The organism is Bosea sp. NBC_00550 (genome assembly GCF_026020075.1).
Classification (GTDB): Bacteria; Pseudomonadota; Alphaproteobacteria; order Rhizobiales; family Beijerinckiaceae; genus Allobosea.
On the sequence record NZ_CP102772.1, the window covers coordinates 3,491,331 to 3,506,219 of the forward strand.

Consider the following 14,889-nt stretch of genomic DNA (forward strand, 5'->3'; position numbering starts at 1 on the left):
CGATCGAGGTCGCCCGCATGGCCGCAGCCGCTCGCCCCTATCGCAGCCAGAACTGGGTTCTGACCAAGCCGGCCGCCCGCGGCAGGCACGGCATCGTCGTCTCGCAGAGCCGCGAGGCGGCCGAGGCCGGAACGGCGATCCTCGAGCAGGGCGGCAATGCCGCCGACGCAGCGGTCGCGGCCTGCTTCGCGCTCGCAGCGGTCGAACCCTGGAACAGCGGCCTCGGCGGTATCGGCTTCGCGGTGGTGCTGAAGGCTGGGGAAGGCCGAGCGCAGGTCGTCGATTTCGGCCCTGTCGCGCCACGCCGCGCCGATCCCGCCGATTACCCCCTCACGGGCGAGATGAAGAAGGACCTCTTCACCTGGCCGGAGGTGGTCGGCGACCGCAACATCCACGGCCCCCTCTCCTTCTGCATCCCGTCCTCGGTCGCCGGCTATGCCAAGCTCAAGCAGGCCTTCGGCTCAGCGCTGCCGCTGGCCGATATCCTGCAGCCCGCGATCGCGCTCGCCCGGCGCGGCCTGCCCGCGGATTGGTACACGACGCTGAAGATCGCCTCCTCCGCCGCGGTGCTGCGGCTCTATGAGGAGAGCGCGCGCATCTACCTGCCCGGCGGCCTGCCGCCGGTGCCGCCCTATCAGGGCTCGCCCGGCTTCATGACGCTCGGCAAGCTGCCGGAGACCCTCGAACACCTCGCCAGAGCCGGCCTCGACGACTTCTACAGCGGCGATCTCGCCCGCCGGCTCGCTGCGGACATCGCCGCCGCTGGTGGGGTCGTGGACGAGCAGGATCTGGCGGGTTGCAAGGCCGAGCTGCGCGAGGCGCCGACGATCGACTGGCGCGGCAGCCACGTCGTCCATACGGCCGGCGGCCTCACCGCGGCGCCGACGCTCGAGCGCGTGGTAGCCGGCATGGCCGATGCGCCGATCGATGGCGACGGCCCTTCGGCCGTCTGGTTCGCGCAGCTCTCCCGCGTCATGCGAGAGGCCTATCGCGAACGCCTCGACGGCCTTGGCGCCGCCACCACGGCCAAGGAACCGGGCGACACCTGCACCACGCACCTCACCGTGGTCGACGGCGAGGGCAATCTCGTCACCGTCACCACGACGCTGCTCTCCTCGATGGGCAGCCGCGTCGTGCTGCCGGGCACCGGCGTGCTGATGAACAACGGCATGATGTGGTTCGATCCGCGCCCCGGCAGCGCCAATGCGATCGCGCCCGGCGCCCGCCCGCTCTGCAACATGTGCCCGGTCGTGGTGACGCCCAGGGATGGCGGCTGGCCGCGTCTCGCCGCCGGCTCCTCCGGCGGGCGTCGCATCCTCGCCAGCGTCTACCAGACCCTCGCCTGGCAGCTCGATTTCGGCATGGATACCGAAGCGACGGCGCACCAGCAGCGCATCGACGTCTCCGGCCCCGACTCGACCAGCGCAGATCTGCGACTGCCCGCCGAGACGCTGGCGGCGCTGGAGCAGGCTGGCCCGACGACCCTCGTCGAGCATGCCGTGCTGCCGATCAACTTCGCCTGCCCGAACTTCATCCGGGTCTACCGTGACGGCGCCGAAGGCTCGAGCGACGCCGCCTCACCCTGGTCGGCGGCAGTCGCGGCACAGCACTGAAGCACCGAAGGCGGCACGGGATGGGACGTACCCGCCCCTGCCGCGAACCGCCCGGAGACCGTCCGGCCACTCGCTGCGGGAGTCGAATGGCGGCGTTTTCGAGAACCGGAGCGGAGCGTACATCAGTACGTGAGCACCGGAAGCGCAGAAAACGCCGTCAGGCGACCGCCGCAGTAGAGTTGCCGGACGGTCTCAGACCCGCTTCAAGCCCCAGGGATAGGGCGCGGAGCCTGGCAGCATGCCGGTCAGGTTCTTGCGATAGGCGGTGCGGATGACGAACTGGCCGAGCGGGATCGTCCCGCATTCTTCCAGCGCCAGCCGGCCGAGATCGACCGCCGTCTTCTTTTGCGCGGCCTCATCGGGCGCATAGAGCCACTGCTCGGCCAGTTCCTCGGCCTTGTCGCTCTTCCACCAGCCGAACCAGCCCTTGTCGCCCTGGCCGCGCACAAGGTTCGACAGCGCCGGGTTGCCCCAGCCGATTGCCGCGCCGGTGGTGTGGAAGATGCTCCAGCCGCCCTTCTCGACGCCCTCGCGGCTGTTGCGGCGCTGGATCACCGTACCCCAGTCGCTCGCCGCCATCTCCACGTTCATGCCGAGTTGCTTGAGCAGTTCGTAGGTCACCTCGCCGAGCGGCCCGATATCCGGGAAGTCGGTCGGATTGATGATGACGACCTTCTCGCCATTGTAGCCGGACTCCTTCAGCGCGGCCTTGGCCTTCTCGATGCTGCCCGGCATCAGATCTTCCTGCTCGCCCGTGTAGTACGGCGTGCCGCGCCACCAGAGATTGCGGCAGACCTGCCAGGTCGAGGTATCGTCGCCCTGGGCGGCGCGCATATAGTCTTCCTGCTTCACCGCCATGCGGACGGCGGCACGCACCTTCGGGTTGTTGAAGGGTGGCTGCAGATGGTTCAGCCGGATGATGGCGCCGCGCCCGGCCTTGTCGATGATCTCGCGCTTGATGTCGGGGCTCTGGGCCAGCATCGGCTGCAGATCGGCGAGCGGACGCTCCCACCAATCGACCTCGCCCGTCGTCAGGGCCGCGGCGGAGGTCGCCGGATCGGGCAGGATGTGCCACTCGATCCGCTTGAAGTTCGCGACCTTGCCGCCGGCATTGCGGCTCGGCGCCTCGCTGCGCGGCTTGTAGCCGTCGAACTTCTCGTAGACCACGCGGCTGCCGGTGACATATTCGCCGGGGACGAATTTGTAGGGGCCGGAGCCGACCATCTCCGTCACCTGCTTGGTGGCGTCGGTCTGGGCCAGCCGCTCCGGCATGATGAAGGGCGGGTTGTCCGCCTTGGAGAGCAGGTCCAGCATCATCGGGAAGGGTCGGGTCAACTTGATCTCGATGGTGCGTTCGTCGGGCGCGCTCCAGGCTTCGACGACCTTGGTCAGGAGCTGCCCGTATGGATCACGCTGGCACCAGCGCTTCATGCTCTGGATGCAGTCGGCCGGCTTGACCGGGGCGCCGTCATGGAAGGCGAGCCCCTCGCGCAGCTTGATGCGCCAGGTCTTGCCGTCGGCCGAGATCTCGTGGCCCTCGGCCATCTGCGGCTGCGGCTTGAGGTCGAGATCGCCGCCATAGAGCGTGTCGAAGACGAAATAGCCGTGGTTGTTGGTCACGGTCGCCGTCGTCCAGATCGGATCGAGTGCCGTCAGGTTGGCCTGTGGCACGAACTTCAGGGTCGTGGCGCTCTGCGCGGCGGCGGACCGCGTCAGGCTCGGGCCGGCGATGCCCAGCGCGGCCGTCCCCGTGAGAAAATCGCGACGCTTCATGCTTGCTCTCCCCTTTTTCTGGTTGATGATTGTGTCCGTTCAGGCGAAGCCCATGAAATTCGGGCTCTCGCTGATCGGCCGGGCCTTGGCGAGCCTGGCGAGGTCCGGCACCGGCCGCGCCGTCAGCGGGTCGCCTGCCAGCGCCGCCTCCAGCGCGGCGGCCACCGCCAGCACCTTGGCATCGCCGCCACGCGGCCCGACGATCTGGAGCCCGAAGGGCATGCCGTTGCGGTCGAGCCCGACCGGCAGCGAGATCGCCGGGTGTCCGACGATGGTCACGGCATAGGCCAGCGCCAGCCAGTGGAAATAGGTCCGCGTCGCCCTGCCGTCGATCTCGGCGGGGAAGAGCTCGGTCCAGGGACGCGGGCTCAACGTCACCGCCGGCGAGAGGATGACGTCGTAGCGCTCGAAGAACTGCTGCCAGCGCTGGTAGATCGCCGTCTGCTGCTTCAGCGCCCGCGTAACGTCGAGGGCCGAATAGCCCAGGCCTTCCTCGACATTGGCCCGCACATTAGGCCCGACCATGTCCGGCGTGTCGCGCACCTTGTCGAGATGGCCGGCGAGGAAGCCGACCGCACGCAGGATCTCGAAGACCTCGTCGGTGCCGTCGCAATCCGGCGTGGCTTCTTCGGCGGCGTGGAAGAGATGGCTGAACGCCCCGGCCTTCTCGGCGAAGACGTCCTTGATATGCCGCTCCGTCGGGGCGAAGCCGAAATCGGGCGTCAGCGCCACCTTGAGCGAGGCGAGATCGATGGCATCGGGTCGGGCGAAATCCTGCGGCCGGCGGATCGTCTGGCCATGCACGGTCGTGGCGAGCGGATCGGCACCGTTGTCGGAGACCATGGAGGAAAGCAGCAGGCAGAGATCGGGCACATTGCGCGCCATCGGCCCGAGCACCGGAAGCGGATACCAGCCGAGCGCCCGCTTCTCGCTCGGCACGAGGCCCGGCGTCGGGCGGAAGCCGACGATGCCGTTGAAGGCCGCCGGATTGCGCAGCGAACCGCCCGTGTCGGAGCCGGTGGCGATCGGCACCATGCCCGTCGCCAGCGCCACGCCCGAGCCGCCGGAGGAGCCGGCCGCGCTCTTCGACGGATCGAAGGGGTTGCCCGTCGCGCCGTAGACGGCATTGCGGGTATTGGCCCCGGCGCCCCATTCGGGCGTGTTGGTCTTGCCGGCGATGATCGCGCCGGCCTTGCGCACCGAGGCGACGATCAGCTGGTCTTCCTTCGGTACGAAATCGCGATAGAGCGCGCTGCCATAGGTGGTGCGCAGTCCCGCGGTGTTTTCGAGATCCTTGATCCCGACCGGCAGGCCGTGCAGAGCGCCCAGCGCATCGCCGCGCGCCGTCGCTTCGTCGGCCTCGGCGGCCGCCTTGCGTGCCGCCTCGTCGTCCCGCGCCACCATCGCGTTCACCGCCGGATCGACCTCGTCCATGCGGCGGATGCAGCTTTCGAGCAGTTCGCGGGCGGAAAGCTTCCGGGCGCCGATGAGGGCGCGCGCGGCGACGGCGCTGAGATCGCAAGGTTCGGTCAAGGCGGGTGTCTCCGTTGCGCAGGCGCCTTGGCAAGCGTTATGCCGCACAGGGCGCAGGCAGCCAGACTAGGCGACGCGACCGGTATGTCCATGACCCGGCGGCGCATGGCTGCCCCTTCCCGACGAGAGGGCCGAAGAGAGAGCCGATGAGCGATCCGACCAGCCGTCCCTGGCGGGAAACAGGCGAAGGCGTCAGCCTGACCGTCAGGCTGACGCCGCGCGGCGGCCGCGATGCGTTAGATGGTGTCGAGACCCTGGCCGATGGTCGCTCCGTGCTGAAGGCGCGCGTCCGGGCAGCACCGACGGAGGGTGAGGCGAACGCCGCCCTCATCCTGCTTTTGTCGGGTGAACTCAGGCTGCCGCGTTCGCAGATCGCCATCGTCGCCGGCGCCAGCGCGCGGCTGAAGACCGTGCTGCTGCGGGGTGAGCCGCGCACGCTCGTCTCCGTGCTCGAAGCGCGGATTTGCGGCGGCCGATAGGCGCTCGCCCGTATCGCACCGCAACATCGACTTGACGAAGCCCGCGCTTTCCTGTTCGAGAAGAGCCATGGAAAAGCCTGCAGAGCCGTTCCCGCAGCGCCTGACGGAAGGCTATCGGACCTTCCTCGACGACCGTTTTCTCCGCGAAAAGGGCCGATACGAAGAACTTGGCGAACACGGCCAGACGCCGAAGATCATGCTGATCGGCTGCTGCGACTCGCGCGTTTCGCCGGAAGTCATCTTCGATGCGCGGCCGGGCGAGATGTTCGTCGCCCGCAACATCGCCAATCTCGTGCCGCCCTTCCAGCCGGACAACCAGCTCCACGGCACGTCGGCCGCGCTGGAATATGCCGTGCAGGCGCTCAAGGTCCAGCATATCGTCGTGCTCGGCCATGGCCGCTGCGGCGGCATCCGCGCCTTCGCCGACGACAGCCAGGAAGCGCTCTCGCCCGGCGACTTCATCGGCAAATGGATCACCCTGATCGGCCCGGCGGCCGAGCGCACCGGCGGGCGCGGCCGCAACGAGAGCTTCGACGGCTACCTGCACCGGCTTGAACTGGCTTCGGTCCAGCAATCGCTCGACAATCTCCGCACTTTCCCTTGCGTCCAGATCCTCGAAAGCAAGGGCAGGCTGCACCTGCACGGCGCCTATTTCGCGGTCGCCACGGGTGTGCTGATGATCCTCGATCCCGCGACCGGCCAGTTCATCCCGGCCGTCGGCGAGATGCCCCGGCGCGTCCAGCAGATCCGCTGCTCTGAGGCGTGAGCGCTGTACGTCATGCGCGGGCTTGACCCGAGCATCTCGGAAACCAGCTTCTCTCGTCCCGATATCTCGGGTCTACGCTTCGCTCCGCCCGAGAATGACGCGGCGGCGGCCGTGCCTCACTCGCCATCCGCCAGCGGATGGAGATCCCGCACCATGCTCTTCAACCGCTCGTCGAGGACATGGGTGTAGATCTGGGTCGTCGCGATGTCGGCATGCCCTAGCAGTTCCTGCACCACCCTGAGGTCGGCGCCGTTCTGCAGCAGATGGCTCGCGAAGGCATGACGCAGCACATGCGGGCTGAGCGCCGCGGCCGAGAAGCCCGCCGCCCCGCCGAGCACCTTGAGATCGCGCGCGAAGACCTGCCGCGTCAGGTGGCCGCTTTCGCCATCCGACGGGAAGAGCCAACGCCCATCGGTCTCGCCCGCTTCCGTCAGCGCCTCCAGCCACTCGCGTGCAGCCTGCCTCGCCGCCTCGTTCAGCGGCACCAGCCGTTCCTTGTCGCCCTTGCCGCGCACGATCAGGAAGCGCTCGCGTGTCGTCGCGGCCGATCGCGGCAGCGCGATCAGCTCGGAAACACGCAGGCCCGTGGCGTAGAGCATCTCGACGAGGCAGCGCATTCGCAGCGCCTTCAGCCGGGCCGCCTTGGTCAGCCCCTCCCGCGAACACGCCGCCCGGGCGGTTTCGAGAAGCCGGTCGACATCGCCGACCGAGGCCACCTTCGGCAGGGGCCGCCCCTGGCGGGGGCCCGAGATCGCGGCGGAGGGGTCGGTTCCCGCCAACCCCTCGGTATAGAGAAAGCGATGGAACTGCCGCACGGCGGAAAGCCGCCGCGCCGCCGACGAAGCCTTGAGCCCGCGCGCCGAGAGATCGGCGAGCCAGCCGCGGATATCCTCCGCCGTGGCATCGGCCACGGCCTTGTTCGCAAGGAAGCCGAGATAATCCTCGACATCGCGCTCATAGGCTTCGAGCGTATTGCGCGCCGCGCCGCGCTCGGCCGCCAGCATGTCGAGGTAAGCGTTCAGCCGCTGGCGCGACAGCCGGCTCATTTCGGCTGAAGCTTCGAGGGCGGCACGATCTCGACCATCTCGCGCTGCACCGGCTGGACGAAGGTCACGAGCGCCACCATGCCCCCGAAGACCAGACCGGCGATGACCGCGACGAAGACGAGGAAACGGAATAACGTCGGCACTTCGGGCGAACTCTTGCAATCGCGCGATCTTGGGCCAGCCGACTATCCGCGATGCCGCCCGCGCCGCGCAAGGGCAGGCAGGCCACAGCCCCGCGCAAAGCGCGGCAAAACCATGACGGAGGCATGACGCGGCCGGCGCCTGCGTGCTACAGCGTGCCGAGGAAATAAGATCGATGACTGCCGCCGCCACAATCACCGCCCCGGATACGGCCGATCTCCGCGCTGCTCTCGGCGGCCGCGCCATCGTGCTCGTCGGGATGATGGGCTCCGGCAAGAGTTCTGTCGGGCGCCGGCTCGCCAGCCGCCTCGGCATGCCCTTCGTCGACGCCGATACCGAGATCGAGACGGCGGCGGGCATGACGATCCCCGAGATCTTCGCGCAGCGCGGCGAGGCCGAGTTCCGCGATGGCGAGCGCCGCGTCATCAGCCGCATTCTCACGACCCGCGCGCCGCTCGTGCTCGCGACCGGCGGCGGGGCCTTCATGAATGCCGAAACGCGCGAGCGCATCAGGCAGCTCGGCGTTTCGGTCTGGCTCAAGGCCGAGCCCGATGTCCTGATGCGCCGCGTCCGCAAGCGCTCCAACCGCCCGCTGCTTCAGACGACCGACCCCGAGGCGACCCTGCGCCGGATGCTGGCCGATCGCGAGCCCGTCTACGCGCTTGCCGACCTGACGATCCAGTCGAGCGACGAGCCTCACGAACTCGTGGTCGGCGAAACCATTGCCGCATTGGGCGGCTATCTGCGCCTGACGGCCGGAGAAGACACGCCATGAACGCCACCCTGACCGAGAAGGCCGGCGCGCGGATCACCGTCCCCGTCGCGCTGGAGGGCCGCGCCTACGACATCCATATCGGCCGCCACCAGCTCTGCGAGGCCGCCGCCTTGATCGCGGCCTTCGCGCCCGGCGCCAAGGCCGCCCTCGTCACAGATACCAGCGTCGCCGCCCTGCACGGCGCCGCCTTCGAGGCCTGCCTGCACCAGGAAGGCATCACGTCGAGCCGCATCACCATCCCGCCGGGAGAAGGCTCGAAATCCTATGCCCAGTTCATCGCGCTCTGCGATGCCCTGCTGGCGGCGAAGATAGAACGCAACGACCTCGTCATCGCCTTCGGCGGCGGCGTCGTCGGCGATCTCACCGGCTTCGCGGCAGCGGTGCTGCGGCGCGGCGTCCGCTTCATCCAGGTGCCGACCACGCTGCTCTCGCAGGTCGATTCCTCGGTCGGCGGCAAGACCGGCATTAACTCGCCATATGGCAAGAACCTGATCGGCGCCTTCCACCAGCCGGCGCTGGTCGTCGCCGACACCGCCCTCCTCGACACGCTGAGCGAGCGCGAGTTCAAGGCCGGCTACGCCGAGGTCGTGAAATACGGGCTGATCGACGACCCCGTCTTCTTCGACTGGTGCGAGGCGAACTGGAGCCGCGTTATCGCCGGCGGCCCGGAGCGTGACCATGCCGTCGCCGTCTCCTGCCGCGCCAAGGCGGCGATCGTGGCCCGCGACGAGCGCGAGGAGGGCGACCGCGCGCTCCTCAATCTCGGCCACACCTTCGCCCATGCGCTGGAGCGCCTGACCAACTACGATTCCGCGCGCCTCGTCCATGGGGAGGCCGTCGCCATCGGTCTGGCGCTCGCTTTCCGCTTCTCGCAGCGCCTCGGGCTCTGCCCGGGCCAGGATGCCGGGCGGGTCGCGCGCCATCTCGACCATGTCGGCCTGCCCAGCCGTTTGCAGCAGGTGCCGGGTGGGGCGGGAAGCGCCGAGGAGATCGTCAACGCCATGGCGCAGGACAAGAAGGTCAAGCGCGGCGTCCTGACCTTCATCCTCGCCCGCGGCATCGGCAAGAGCTTCATCGCGCCGGGTGTCGCGGCGGAGGAAGTGCGCGGCTTCATCGAGACCGAGCTCGCTTCGCACGGCTGATCGAAACGGATCAGGCAAGACCGGCCTTGGCGAGGAAATCGGTCGCGCGATAGCCGGCCTCCACGCCCTTCACGATCATCGCCATACTGAGCGAGTTCTCCGTCCGCAGCGGCAGGATTTCGCGATAGCCGGGCGAGTCGTACCAGGCGCGCGCCCGCTCCAGATCGGGAAAGGCGATGATGACGAGATCGCCGGGCCATGGCCCCTCGATGATCTCCGGCGTCGCGCCATGGATCAGGAAACGGCCCTCATAGGGAACAAGCGTCGCATCGATGCGCCGGATGTAGTCGATGATCTCCGGGCCGAGCCGGACTTCCTGCAGGTGGGCGATGGCATAGGCGGTCATGGTCCTCTCCGTCGAAGGGCCGCTCGAAAGCCGGCCGTTGCGGAGGACCATGACGTCGCAGATGGCGCGGGTCGATTACCTGCGGGGTTATCGCTTGCCCGTCAGGGGCTGAACACCAGCACGAGGAAGACGAAGAACACGGCGAGATGCACCGCGCCCTCCAGCATGGTGGTGCGCGTGCCAGTGAAGGTCAGCGTCGAGAGCAGCAGGGTCATGGCGGCGATCACCATGTTCGTCGCCGACAGGCCGAGCACCACCGGCTGGCCGGTGAAGACGCCGATCAGCAGCACCGCGGGCACCGTCATGCCCAGCGTCGAGGCGGCCGCACCCAGGCAGAGATTGACCGCGCGCTGCAGCTGATTGGCGGTGATCGCCTTGAGCGCGGCAATGCATTCCGGCGTGAACACCACCATCGCGATCAGGATGCCGCCGAGCGCGGCGGGCGCGCCGAGCTTGGCGATGCCGAAGTCGAGCACCGCCGCCAGGCTCTTCGAGAGGATGACGATCGGCAGGATATTGGCGAGCAGCAGCCCGACATGCGGCAGGATTTCGCGTGCGGAAGAAGACTCCTCCTCGACGCCGGCAGCCGCGACCGGCTTGCCGTCCTCCTCCGGCTCGCGGAAGAACATGCTGTGCCGCCCCGTCTGGAGCGCGAGGAAGGCGCCGTAGAGCGCGACCGTGAAGATCGAGAAGGCGATGGCCTGGAAGGAGGTCAGCGTGCCGTCCGGCGTCGAGGTCGTGAAGTTCGGCAGGAAGAGCGGGATCACCGTCAGCGGGATGATTACGGCCAGATAGGACGTGGCGCCCTTCAGGTTGTAGCGCTGCTGGAAATGCCTCAGGCCGCCGATCAGCAGGCCGATGCCGACCACGCCGTTGAGCACGATCATCAGCACCGCGAACATCGTGTCGCGGCCGAGCGTCGGCGCCCCCTTCGCGCCGAGCATGACGGCGCCGACCAGCGCCACCTCGATGATGACGATCGAGAGGGTCAGGATCAGTGTGCCATAGGGCTCGCCCAACCTGTCGGCCAGGTCCTCGGCCTCGTGCACGACGCCGAAGGACGACCAGATGATGACGCCGAGCAACCAGAGGAAAACGAGCAGGGACGGCAACGGCGCGCCGAGCTGACCGAGCAGAGTGTCGCCGAACAGCAGGAATACGGCAACCGAAGCCCAGGCACAGGCAAGGCGAAGGATCATCATCGTCGTCGTCACACGGAAGTTCGTTGCGGAAAGGGTGTGACCTACATAAGCGGGAAAGGCGACGCTGGTGCAACGCCTGACATCGACGCAGGGCCCTCGACGAACGATTTCTCGCGTTCAGCCCGGCAGAAGCGTCAACCCGGCAGGATCTTCTGCGCCAGCGGGCTCGCCGCCCCTTCCGCGAGCGGGGCCGGCTTGTCGCTGACGAGATACTGCGCCCGCGCCAGCGCCGCGAAGCGCCCGCCCTTGGCGACGAGCTCGTCGAAGGTGCCCATCTCCTCGACCTGCCCATGCTCGAAGACGAGGATGCGATCGGCGTTGCGGATCGTGGCGAGGCGATGCGCGATGACGAAGGTGGTGCGATCCTTCATCACCTCCTCCAGCGCCTTCTGCAGCTTGACCTCGGTGGCGGCATCGAGCGCCGAGGTGGCCTCGTCGAGGATCAGGATCGGCGGGTTCTTGAGGAGCGCGCGCGCGATCGAAAGCCGTTGGCGCTCGCCGCCTGACAGCGTCCGGCCGCGCTCGCCGACGAGCGTGTCGAGCCCATCCGTCTGGCGGGCCATCACCTCGCTCGCCTGCGCCCGGTCGAGCGCCTGCATCAGCTCGGCGTCGGTGGCGTCCGGCTTGCCCACGAGCAGGTTCTCGCGGATCGAACGGGCGAACAGCATCGGCTCCTGGAAGACGACGCCGATATTGCGCCGGAGCGACAGCAGGGAGATCTCGCGGATATCCAGACCATCGACCGTGATCCGCCCCGATTGCGGGTCGAAGGCCCGGTGCAGCAGGCCAAGCGTGGTCGACTTGCCCGAGCCGGTCGAGCCGACGACGGCGATCGTCTCGCCGGGCCTGACCGCGAAGGAGACGTCGCGGACCGCCGCGCGCTTGCCATCATAGGAGAAGGAGACGTCCTCGAAGGAGACGGCGCCCTGGAGCCGGCCGGGATCCTTGGCGCTCGGCAGGTCGCGCACGGTCGGCGGCGTGTCGAGCACCTCGAAGAACTCCCGCATCTTCGGCGCCTGCATGAAGATGAAGTTCACGAAGGCGACGATCTGCTCGAGACGCCCGACCAGCATGGTGGCGAAGCCCATGAAGGTGACGATCTCGCCGACGGTCGTCTGGCCATGCATCAGCAGCCAGGTGCCGACGACGAAGATCGCGAGCACTGTCAGCGTCGCCGAGGCCCGCGTCGCGACCGTCGCCATCGCCCACCAGGACAAAACCGGCAGCTGCGCCTCCAGCAGGCTGCTGATGGTGCTGCGCAGCCCCCGCACTTCCGCCTCGATGCGAGTGAAGCTCTGGATCACCGGCACGTTGCCGAGCGCATCGGAGGCACGTTCGGCGAGGTTCGAATGATAGGCCTCGACATTGCGCTGGAGTTGGTCGGTCTTGCGCAGCACGAAGGCGGTCAGCGAGCCGAACAGCAGCACGAGGCAGATCAGCAGCAGGCCGAGCTGCCAGTTCTTCCAGACCGTGAAGGGCAAGAGCACGAACAGCGCGACGATCGAGGCGCAGTGCTCGCGGAAGAAGGAGAGCCACAGCGCCCACATCGCGCTCGTGCCGTCGAGCATCACCTTGAGCACGCGGCCGGAATGGGTCTGCGTGTGATAGGCGAGCGGCAAGGTGAGCGCGTGCTCGAAATAGCGCGCCATCACGGCAAGCCGGCTGCGATGGGCGAGCTTGTCGGCATTGAGCGCGACGAAGACCCCGACGCCGATATTGGCGAGGCCGAAGCCGGCCCAGGCGAAGATCAGCAGGTTGATGCTGCTCCAGGTCAGTGAGCCGCCCGACGTCTGGATCGTGGTCAGCCGGTCGATCAGCGCGCCGAACAGCATCGGCTCGGCGAAGGCGACCGCCGCCAGCAGGACGTTGGCCAGCGCCAGGACGATGCCCAGCCGCCTTTCCGGGCCGAGTTCGCCGAGGACACGGGCATAGAGCGTGAAGAGCGACATCGGCCGATTCTTAACGGAGCGTTTCGCCGGGGCAAGCGTCTCAACCTTAACGCTTCGTTCAAACCACACATCTTATGGTTTCCGCACTGCGAAAAGCCCCGGCTCGCGATCCCGGAGCATCGCGCGCATCAGGGTGCTCTTATGGATCTCGCCACCGGCGCAGGCATTCTGGGGGGCATCGCGACAATCGTCGCGCTGATCATGATCGACGGCGGTAATTTCGCTGCCTATTGGGACAAGCACGCCGCGATCATCATCTTCGGCGGCGCCAGTGCGGCCACCATGCTGCGCTTTCCCTTTTCGGTGATCGCGCACGGCCTGCCGATGGGCGTCCGCTTCGCCTTCACCATGCGTTCGATCCATCCGCGCGAGCTGATCGACGAGATCACGCGCGTCGCCGAGATCGCCCGCAAGAGCGGCCCGGTCGCGCTCGAGAACGTCGAGGTCTCCGACCCATTCCTCGCCCAGGGGCTGCGCTACATCGCCGACGGCTACGACAAGGACTTCATCCGCGACACGATGGAGCGCGACCGCGACAACTTCCTGCAGCGGCTCGACGAAGGCTCCAAGGTCTACCGCGCCATCGGCGACTGCGCACCGGCCTGGGGCATGATCGGCACGATTCTCGGCATGGTCACGATGTTCGCCAACATGTCCGACCCCTCCAAGCTCGGCCCGGCCATGGCGACGGCGCTGCTGGCGACGCTCTACGGCGCCATGGTCGCCAACATGTTCACGCTGCCGATCGCCGACAAGCTGCACATCAAGCTTGAGGAGGAGGAGATCTCCCGCACGCTGATCATCGACGGCGTGCTGCAGATGCGCGACGCCAAGAGCCCGACGCTGGTGCGCGAGATGCTGCTGGCCTATCTGCCCGATCACCATCGCGCAGAGATGGCGCAAGCGGCATGACCGGGCTCTAGGCCATGGCGAAGAAGAAACGCGGCGGCCACGGCGGCCACGGCTGGTTCGTGACCTTCGCCGACCTGATGGCGCTGCTGATGGCGTTCTTCGTCATGGTCGCCGCCTATTCGAGCCAGGACAAGCAGAAGCTCCAGATCGTCGCCGGCTCGATGCGCGAAGCCTTCGGCACGCAGAGCGACGTTCGCCTCGCCGGCATCGTCGAACGCGACGGCATCCCGACCAAGAGCCATATCAAGAACGCCCATATCCGCCCTCTCGAGGACGCGACGGACACGCCCGGGCCCAGCCAGCACAACCAGAAGGACGACGGCTTGATGTCGGCGACCTTCGACCGCGGCTTCGCGCTGGCCGCCGCCTCGCTCAGGCAGGCGCTGCGCGACATGCCGGAGATCGCCGAAATCTCGCGCAACGTCCTCGTCGAGGTCACCGAGGCTGGCGTCGACATCCAGCTCGTCGATCAGGAGGGCCGCGCCATGTTCGCCGAGGGCTCCGCCCAGCCCAACGAGCGCATGCGCAAGGTCCTGGCCGCCGTCGCCCCGACGCTGCGGCGCATGCCGAACAAGATCGCGATCTCCGGCCACAGCGCGACGCCGCGGCCGGGTGCGGTGCCCGAGGGCGATCTCTGGGGGCTCTCGATCGGCCGCGCCAATGCAGTCCGCGAAATCCTCGCCAATGCCGGCATGCCGAGCGAGCGCTTCTCGTCCGTCACCGGCAAGGGCGACACCGAGCCGCTGATCAAGGACAATCCCTACCTGCCCTATAACCGCCGCGTCGGCATCGTGCTGAAGGCCGAAGCGCCGGCCATCCCGAACGGCTTGAAGCCCTGATAAGGCACGTCATGCTCGGGCTCGACCCGAGCATCTCATGACGAGAAGGTGCCTGTTTCCGAGATGCTCGGGTCAAGCCGAGCATGACGAAGCGCCTCGGCCAGCGCCTCCGCCGTCACCTCGGCCATGGCCATCTGCAGCTTGTAAGCCCGGGTCTTCTCACCGGGCTTCATCACCAGGATCACCGTCTCGCTGCCGGGGCAGGCAGGATCGGCGCAGATGATCTCGTTGACGGCGATCGCGGTCGCCTCGGCCAGGCCGAGCATCTCTCTGACCTGTACCTTCAAGCGCTCGGCCACAGCCTTCGCTTCGGCCTTCGCTTCGCCGCCCTTTCGGGTATCGGGCTTGCCGAAGAGACCGAAGCGCACGGGTC

The 14,889-nt window shown here is 67.9% G+C and carries 15 protein-coding genes; 7 read left to right on the plus strand and 8 right to left on the minus strand.

Going from position 1 to position 14,889, the window contains the following annotated elements:
- Positions 1-17: 17 nt before the first annotated feature.
- The gene (locus tag NWE53_RS16760; RefSeq protein ID WP_265050511.1) at positions 18-1,613 is read left to right on the plus strand and encodes a gamma-glutamyltransferase; all 1,596 of its coding nucleotides are present in this window, start codon (positions 18-20) and stop codon (positions 1,611-1,613) included.
- 192 nt (positions 1,614-1,805) lie between these two features.
- Here the strand turns inward: NWE53_RS16760 and NWE53_RS16765 are convergent, their stop codons facing one another.
- Positions 1,806-3,386 (minus strand): ABC transporter substrate-binding protein, encoded by a 1,581-nt coding sequence (locus NWE53_RS16765; RefSeq protein WP_265050512.1) that lies wholly within the window; start codon positions 3,384-3,386, stop codon positions 1,806-1,808.
- 39 nt (positions 3,387-3,425) lie between these two features.
- The gene (locus NWE53_RS16770) at positions 3,426-4,919 is read right to left on the minus strand and encodes an amidase (protein WP_265050513.1); all 1,494 of its coding nucleotides are present in this window, start codon (positions 4,917-4,919) and stop codon (positions 3,426-3,428) included.
- Positions 4,920-5,065: 146 nt separating this feature from the next.
- On the opposite strand from NWE53_RS16770, the gene NWE53_RS16775 reads away from it, so the two are divergent.
- Both NWE53_RS16775 and NWE53_RS16780 read left to right on the plus strand, forming a co-directional pair.
- Entirely contained in the window at positions 5,066-5,398 is a 333-nt protein-coding gene (locus NWE53_RS16775; RefSeq protein ID WP_265050514.1) for a DUF167 family protein, read from the plus strand.
- Positions 5,399-5,465: 67 nt separating this feature from the next.
- The gene (locus NWE53_RS16780; protein WP_265050515.1) at positions 5,466-6,164 is read left to right on the plus strand and encodes a carbonic anhydrase; all 699 of its coding nucleotides are present in this window, start codon (positions 5,466-5,468) and stop codon (positions 6,162-6,164) included.
- 116 nt (positions 6,165-6,280) lie between these two features.
- On the opposite strand, the gene NWE53_RS16785 is transcribed toward NWE53_RS16780, so the two are convergent.
- Positions 6,281-7,210, minus strand: a complete 930-nt coding sequence (locus tag NWE53_RS16785; RefSeq protein WP_265050516.1) for a site-specific tyrosine recombinase XerD — start codon at positions 7,208-7,210, stop codon at positions 6,281-6,283.
- Positions 7,207-7,353 (minus strand): histidine kinase, encoded by a 147-nt coding sequence (locus NWE53_RS16790; RefSeq protein ID WP_265050517.1) that lies wholly within the window; start codon positions 7,351-7,353, stop codon positions 7,207-7,209. Before NWE53_RS16790 ends, NWE53_RS16785 begins: the two co-directional genes overlap by 4 nt.
- 173 nt (positions 7,354-7,526) lie before the next feature.
- Between NWE53_RS16790 and NWE53_RS16795 the strand changes: the two genes are divergently transcribed.
- Together NWE53_RS16795 and aroB are read left to right on the plus strand one after the other, a co-directional pair.
- Positions 7,527-8,126, plus strand: a complete 600-nt coding sequence (locus NWE53_RS16795; protein ID WP_265050518.1) for a shikimate kinase — start codon at positions 7,527-7,529, stop codon at positions 8,124-8,126.
- Entirely contained in the window at positions 8,123-9,268 is a 1,146-nt protein-coding gene (aroB, locus tag NWE53_RS16800; protein WP_265050519.1) for a 3-dehydroquinate synthase, read from the plus strand. The genes NWE53_RS16795 and aroB overlap by 4 nt, the downstream gene beginning before the upstream one ends.
- 10 nt (positions 9,269-9,278) lie before the next feature.
- Here aroB and NWE53_RS16805 read toward each other — a convergent pair whose 3' ends face one another.
- The 3 genes from NWE53_RS16805 to NWE53_RS16815 all read right to left on the minus strand — a co-directional run bounded on the left by NWE53_RS16805 (position 9,279) and on the right by NWE53_RS16815 (position 12,765).
- Positions 9,279-9,614: a DUF1330 domain-containing protein gene (locus NWE53_RS16805; RefSeq protein ID WP_265050520.1), complete on the minus strand. Its 336-nt coding sequence runs from the start codon at positions 9,612-9,614 to the stop codon at positions 9,279-9,281.
- A 101-nt stretch (positions 9,615-9,715) separates the two neighbouring features.
- The gene (locus NWE53_RS16810; protein ID WP_265050521.1) at positions 9,716-10,816 is read right to left on the minus strand and encodes a calcium:cation antiporter; all 1,101 of its coding nucleotides are present in this window, start codon (positions 10,814-10,816) and stop codon (positions 9,716-9,718) included.
- A 134-nt stretch (positions 10,817-10,950) separates the two neighbouring features.
- Positions 10,951-12,765, minus strand: a complete 1,815-nt coding sequence (locus NWE53_RS16815; RefSeq protein WP_265050522.1) for a glucan ABC transporter ATP-binding protein/ permease — start codon at positions 12,763-12,765, stop codon at positions 10,951-10,953.
- A 141-nt stretch (positions 12,766-12,906) separates the two neighbouring features.
- Between NWE53_RS16815 and NWE53_RS16820 the strand changes: the two genes are divergently transcribed.
- Positions 12,907-13,677 (plus strand): motility protein A, encoded by a 771-nt coding sequence (locus tag NWE53_RS16820; protein ID WP_265050523.1) that lies wholly within the window; start codon positions 12,907-12,909, stop codon positions 13,675-13,677.
- 14 nt (positions 13,678-13,691) lie between these two features.
- On the plus strand, positions 13,692-14,516 hold the full coding sequence (locus NWE53_RS16825) for an OmpA/MotB family protein (RefSeq protein ID WP_265050524.1): 825 nt from the start codon (positions 13,692-13,694) through the stop codon (positions 14,514-14,516).
- Positions 14,517-14,551: 35 nt separating this feature from the next.
- Here the strand turns inward: NWE53_RS16825 and NWE53_RS16830 are convergent, their stop codons facing one another.
- Positions 14,552-14,884, minus strand: coding sequence for a hypothetical protein (locus tag NWE53_RS16830; RefSeq protein WP_265050525.1), 333 nt, complete (start codon positions 14,882-14,884; stop codon positions 14,552-14,554).
- Positions 14,885-14,889 lie beyond the last annotated feature (5 nt).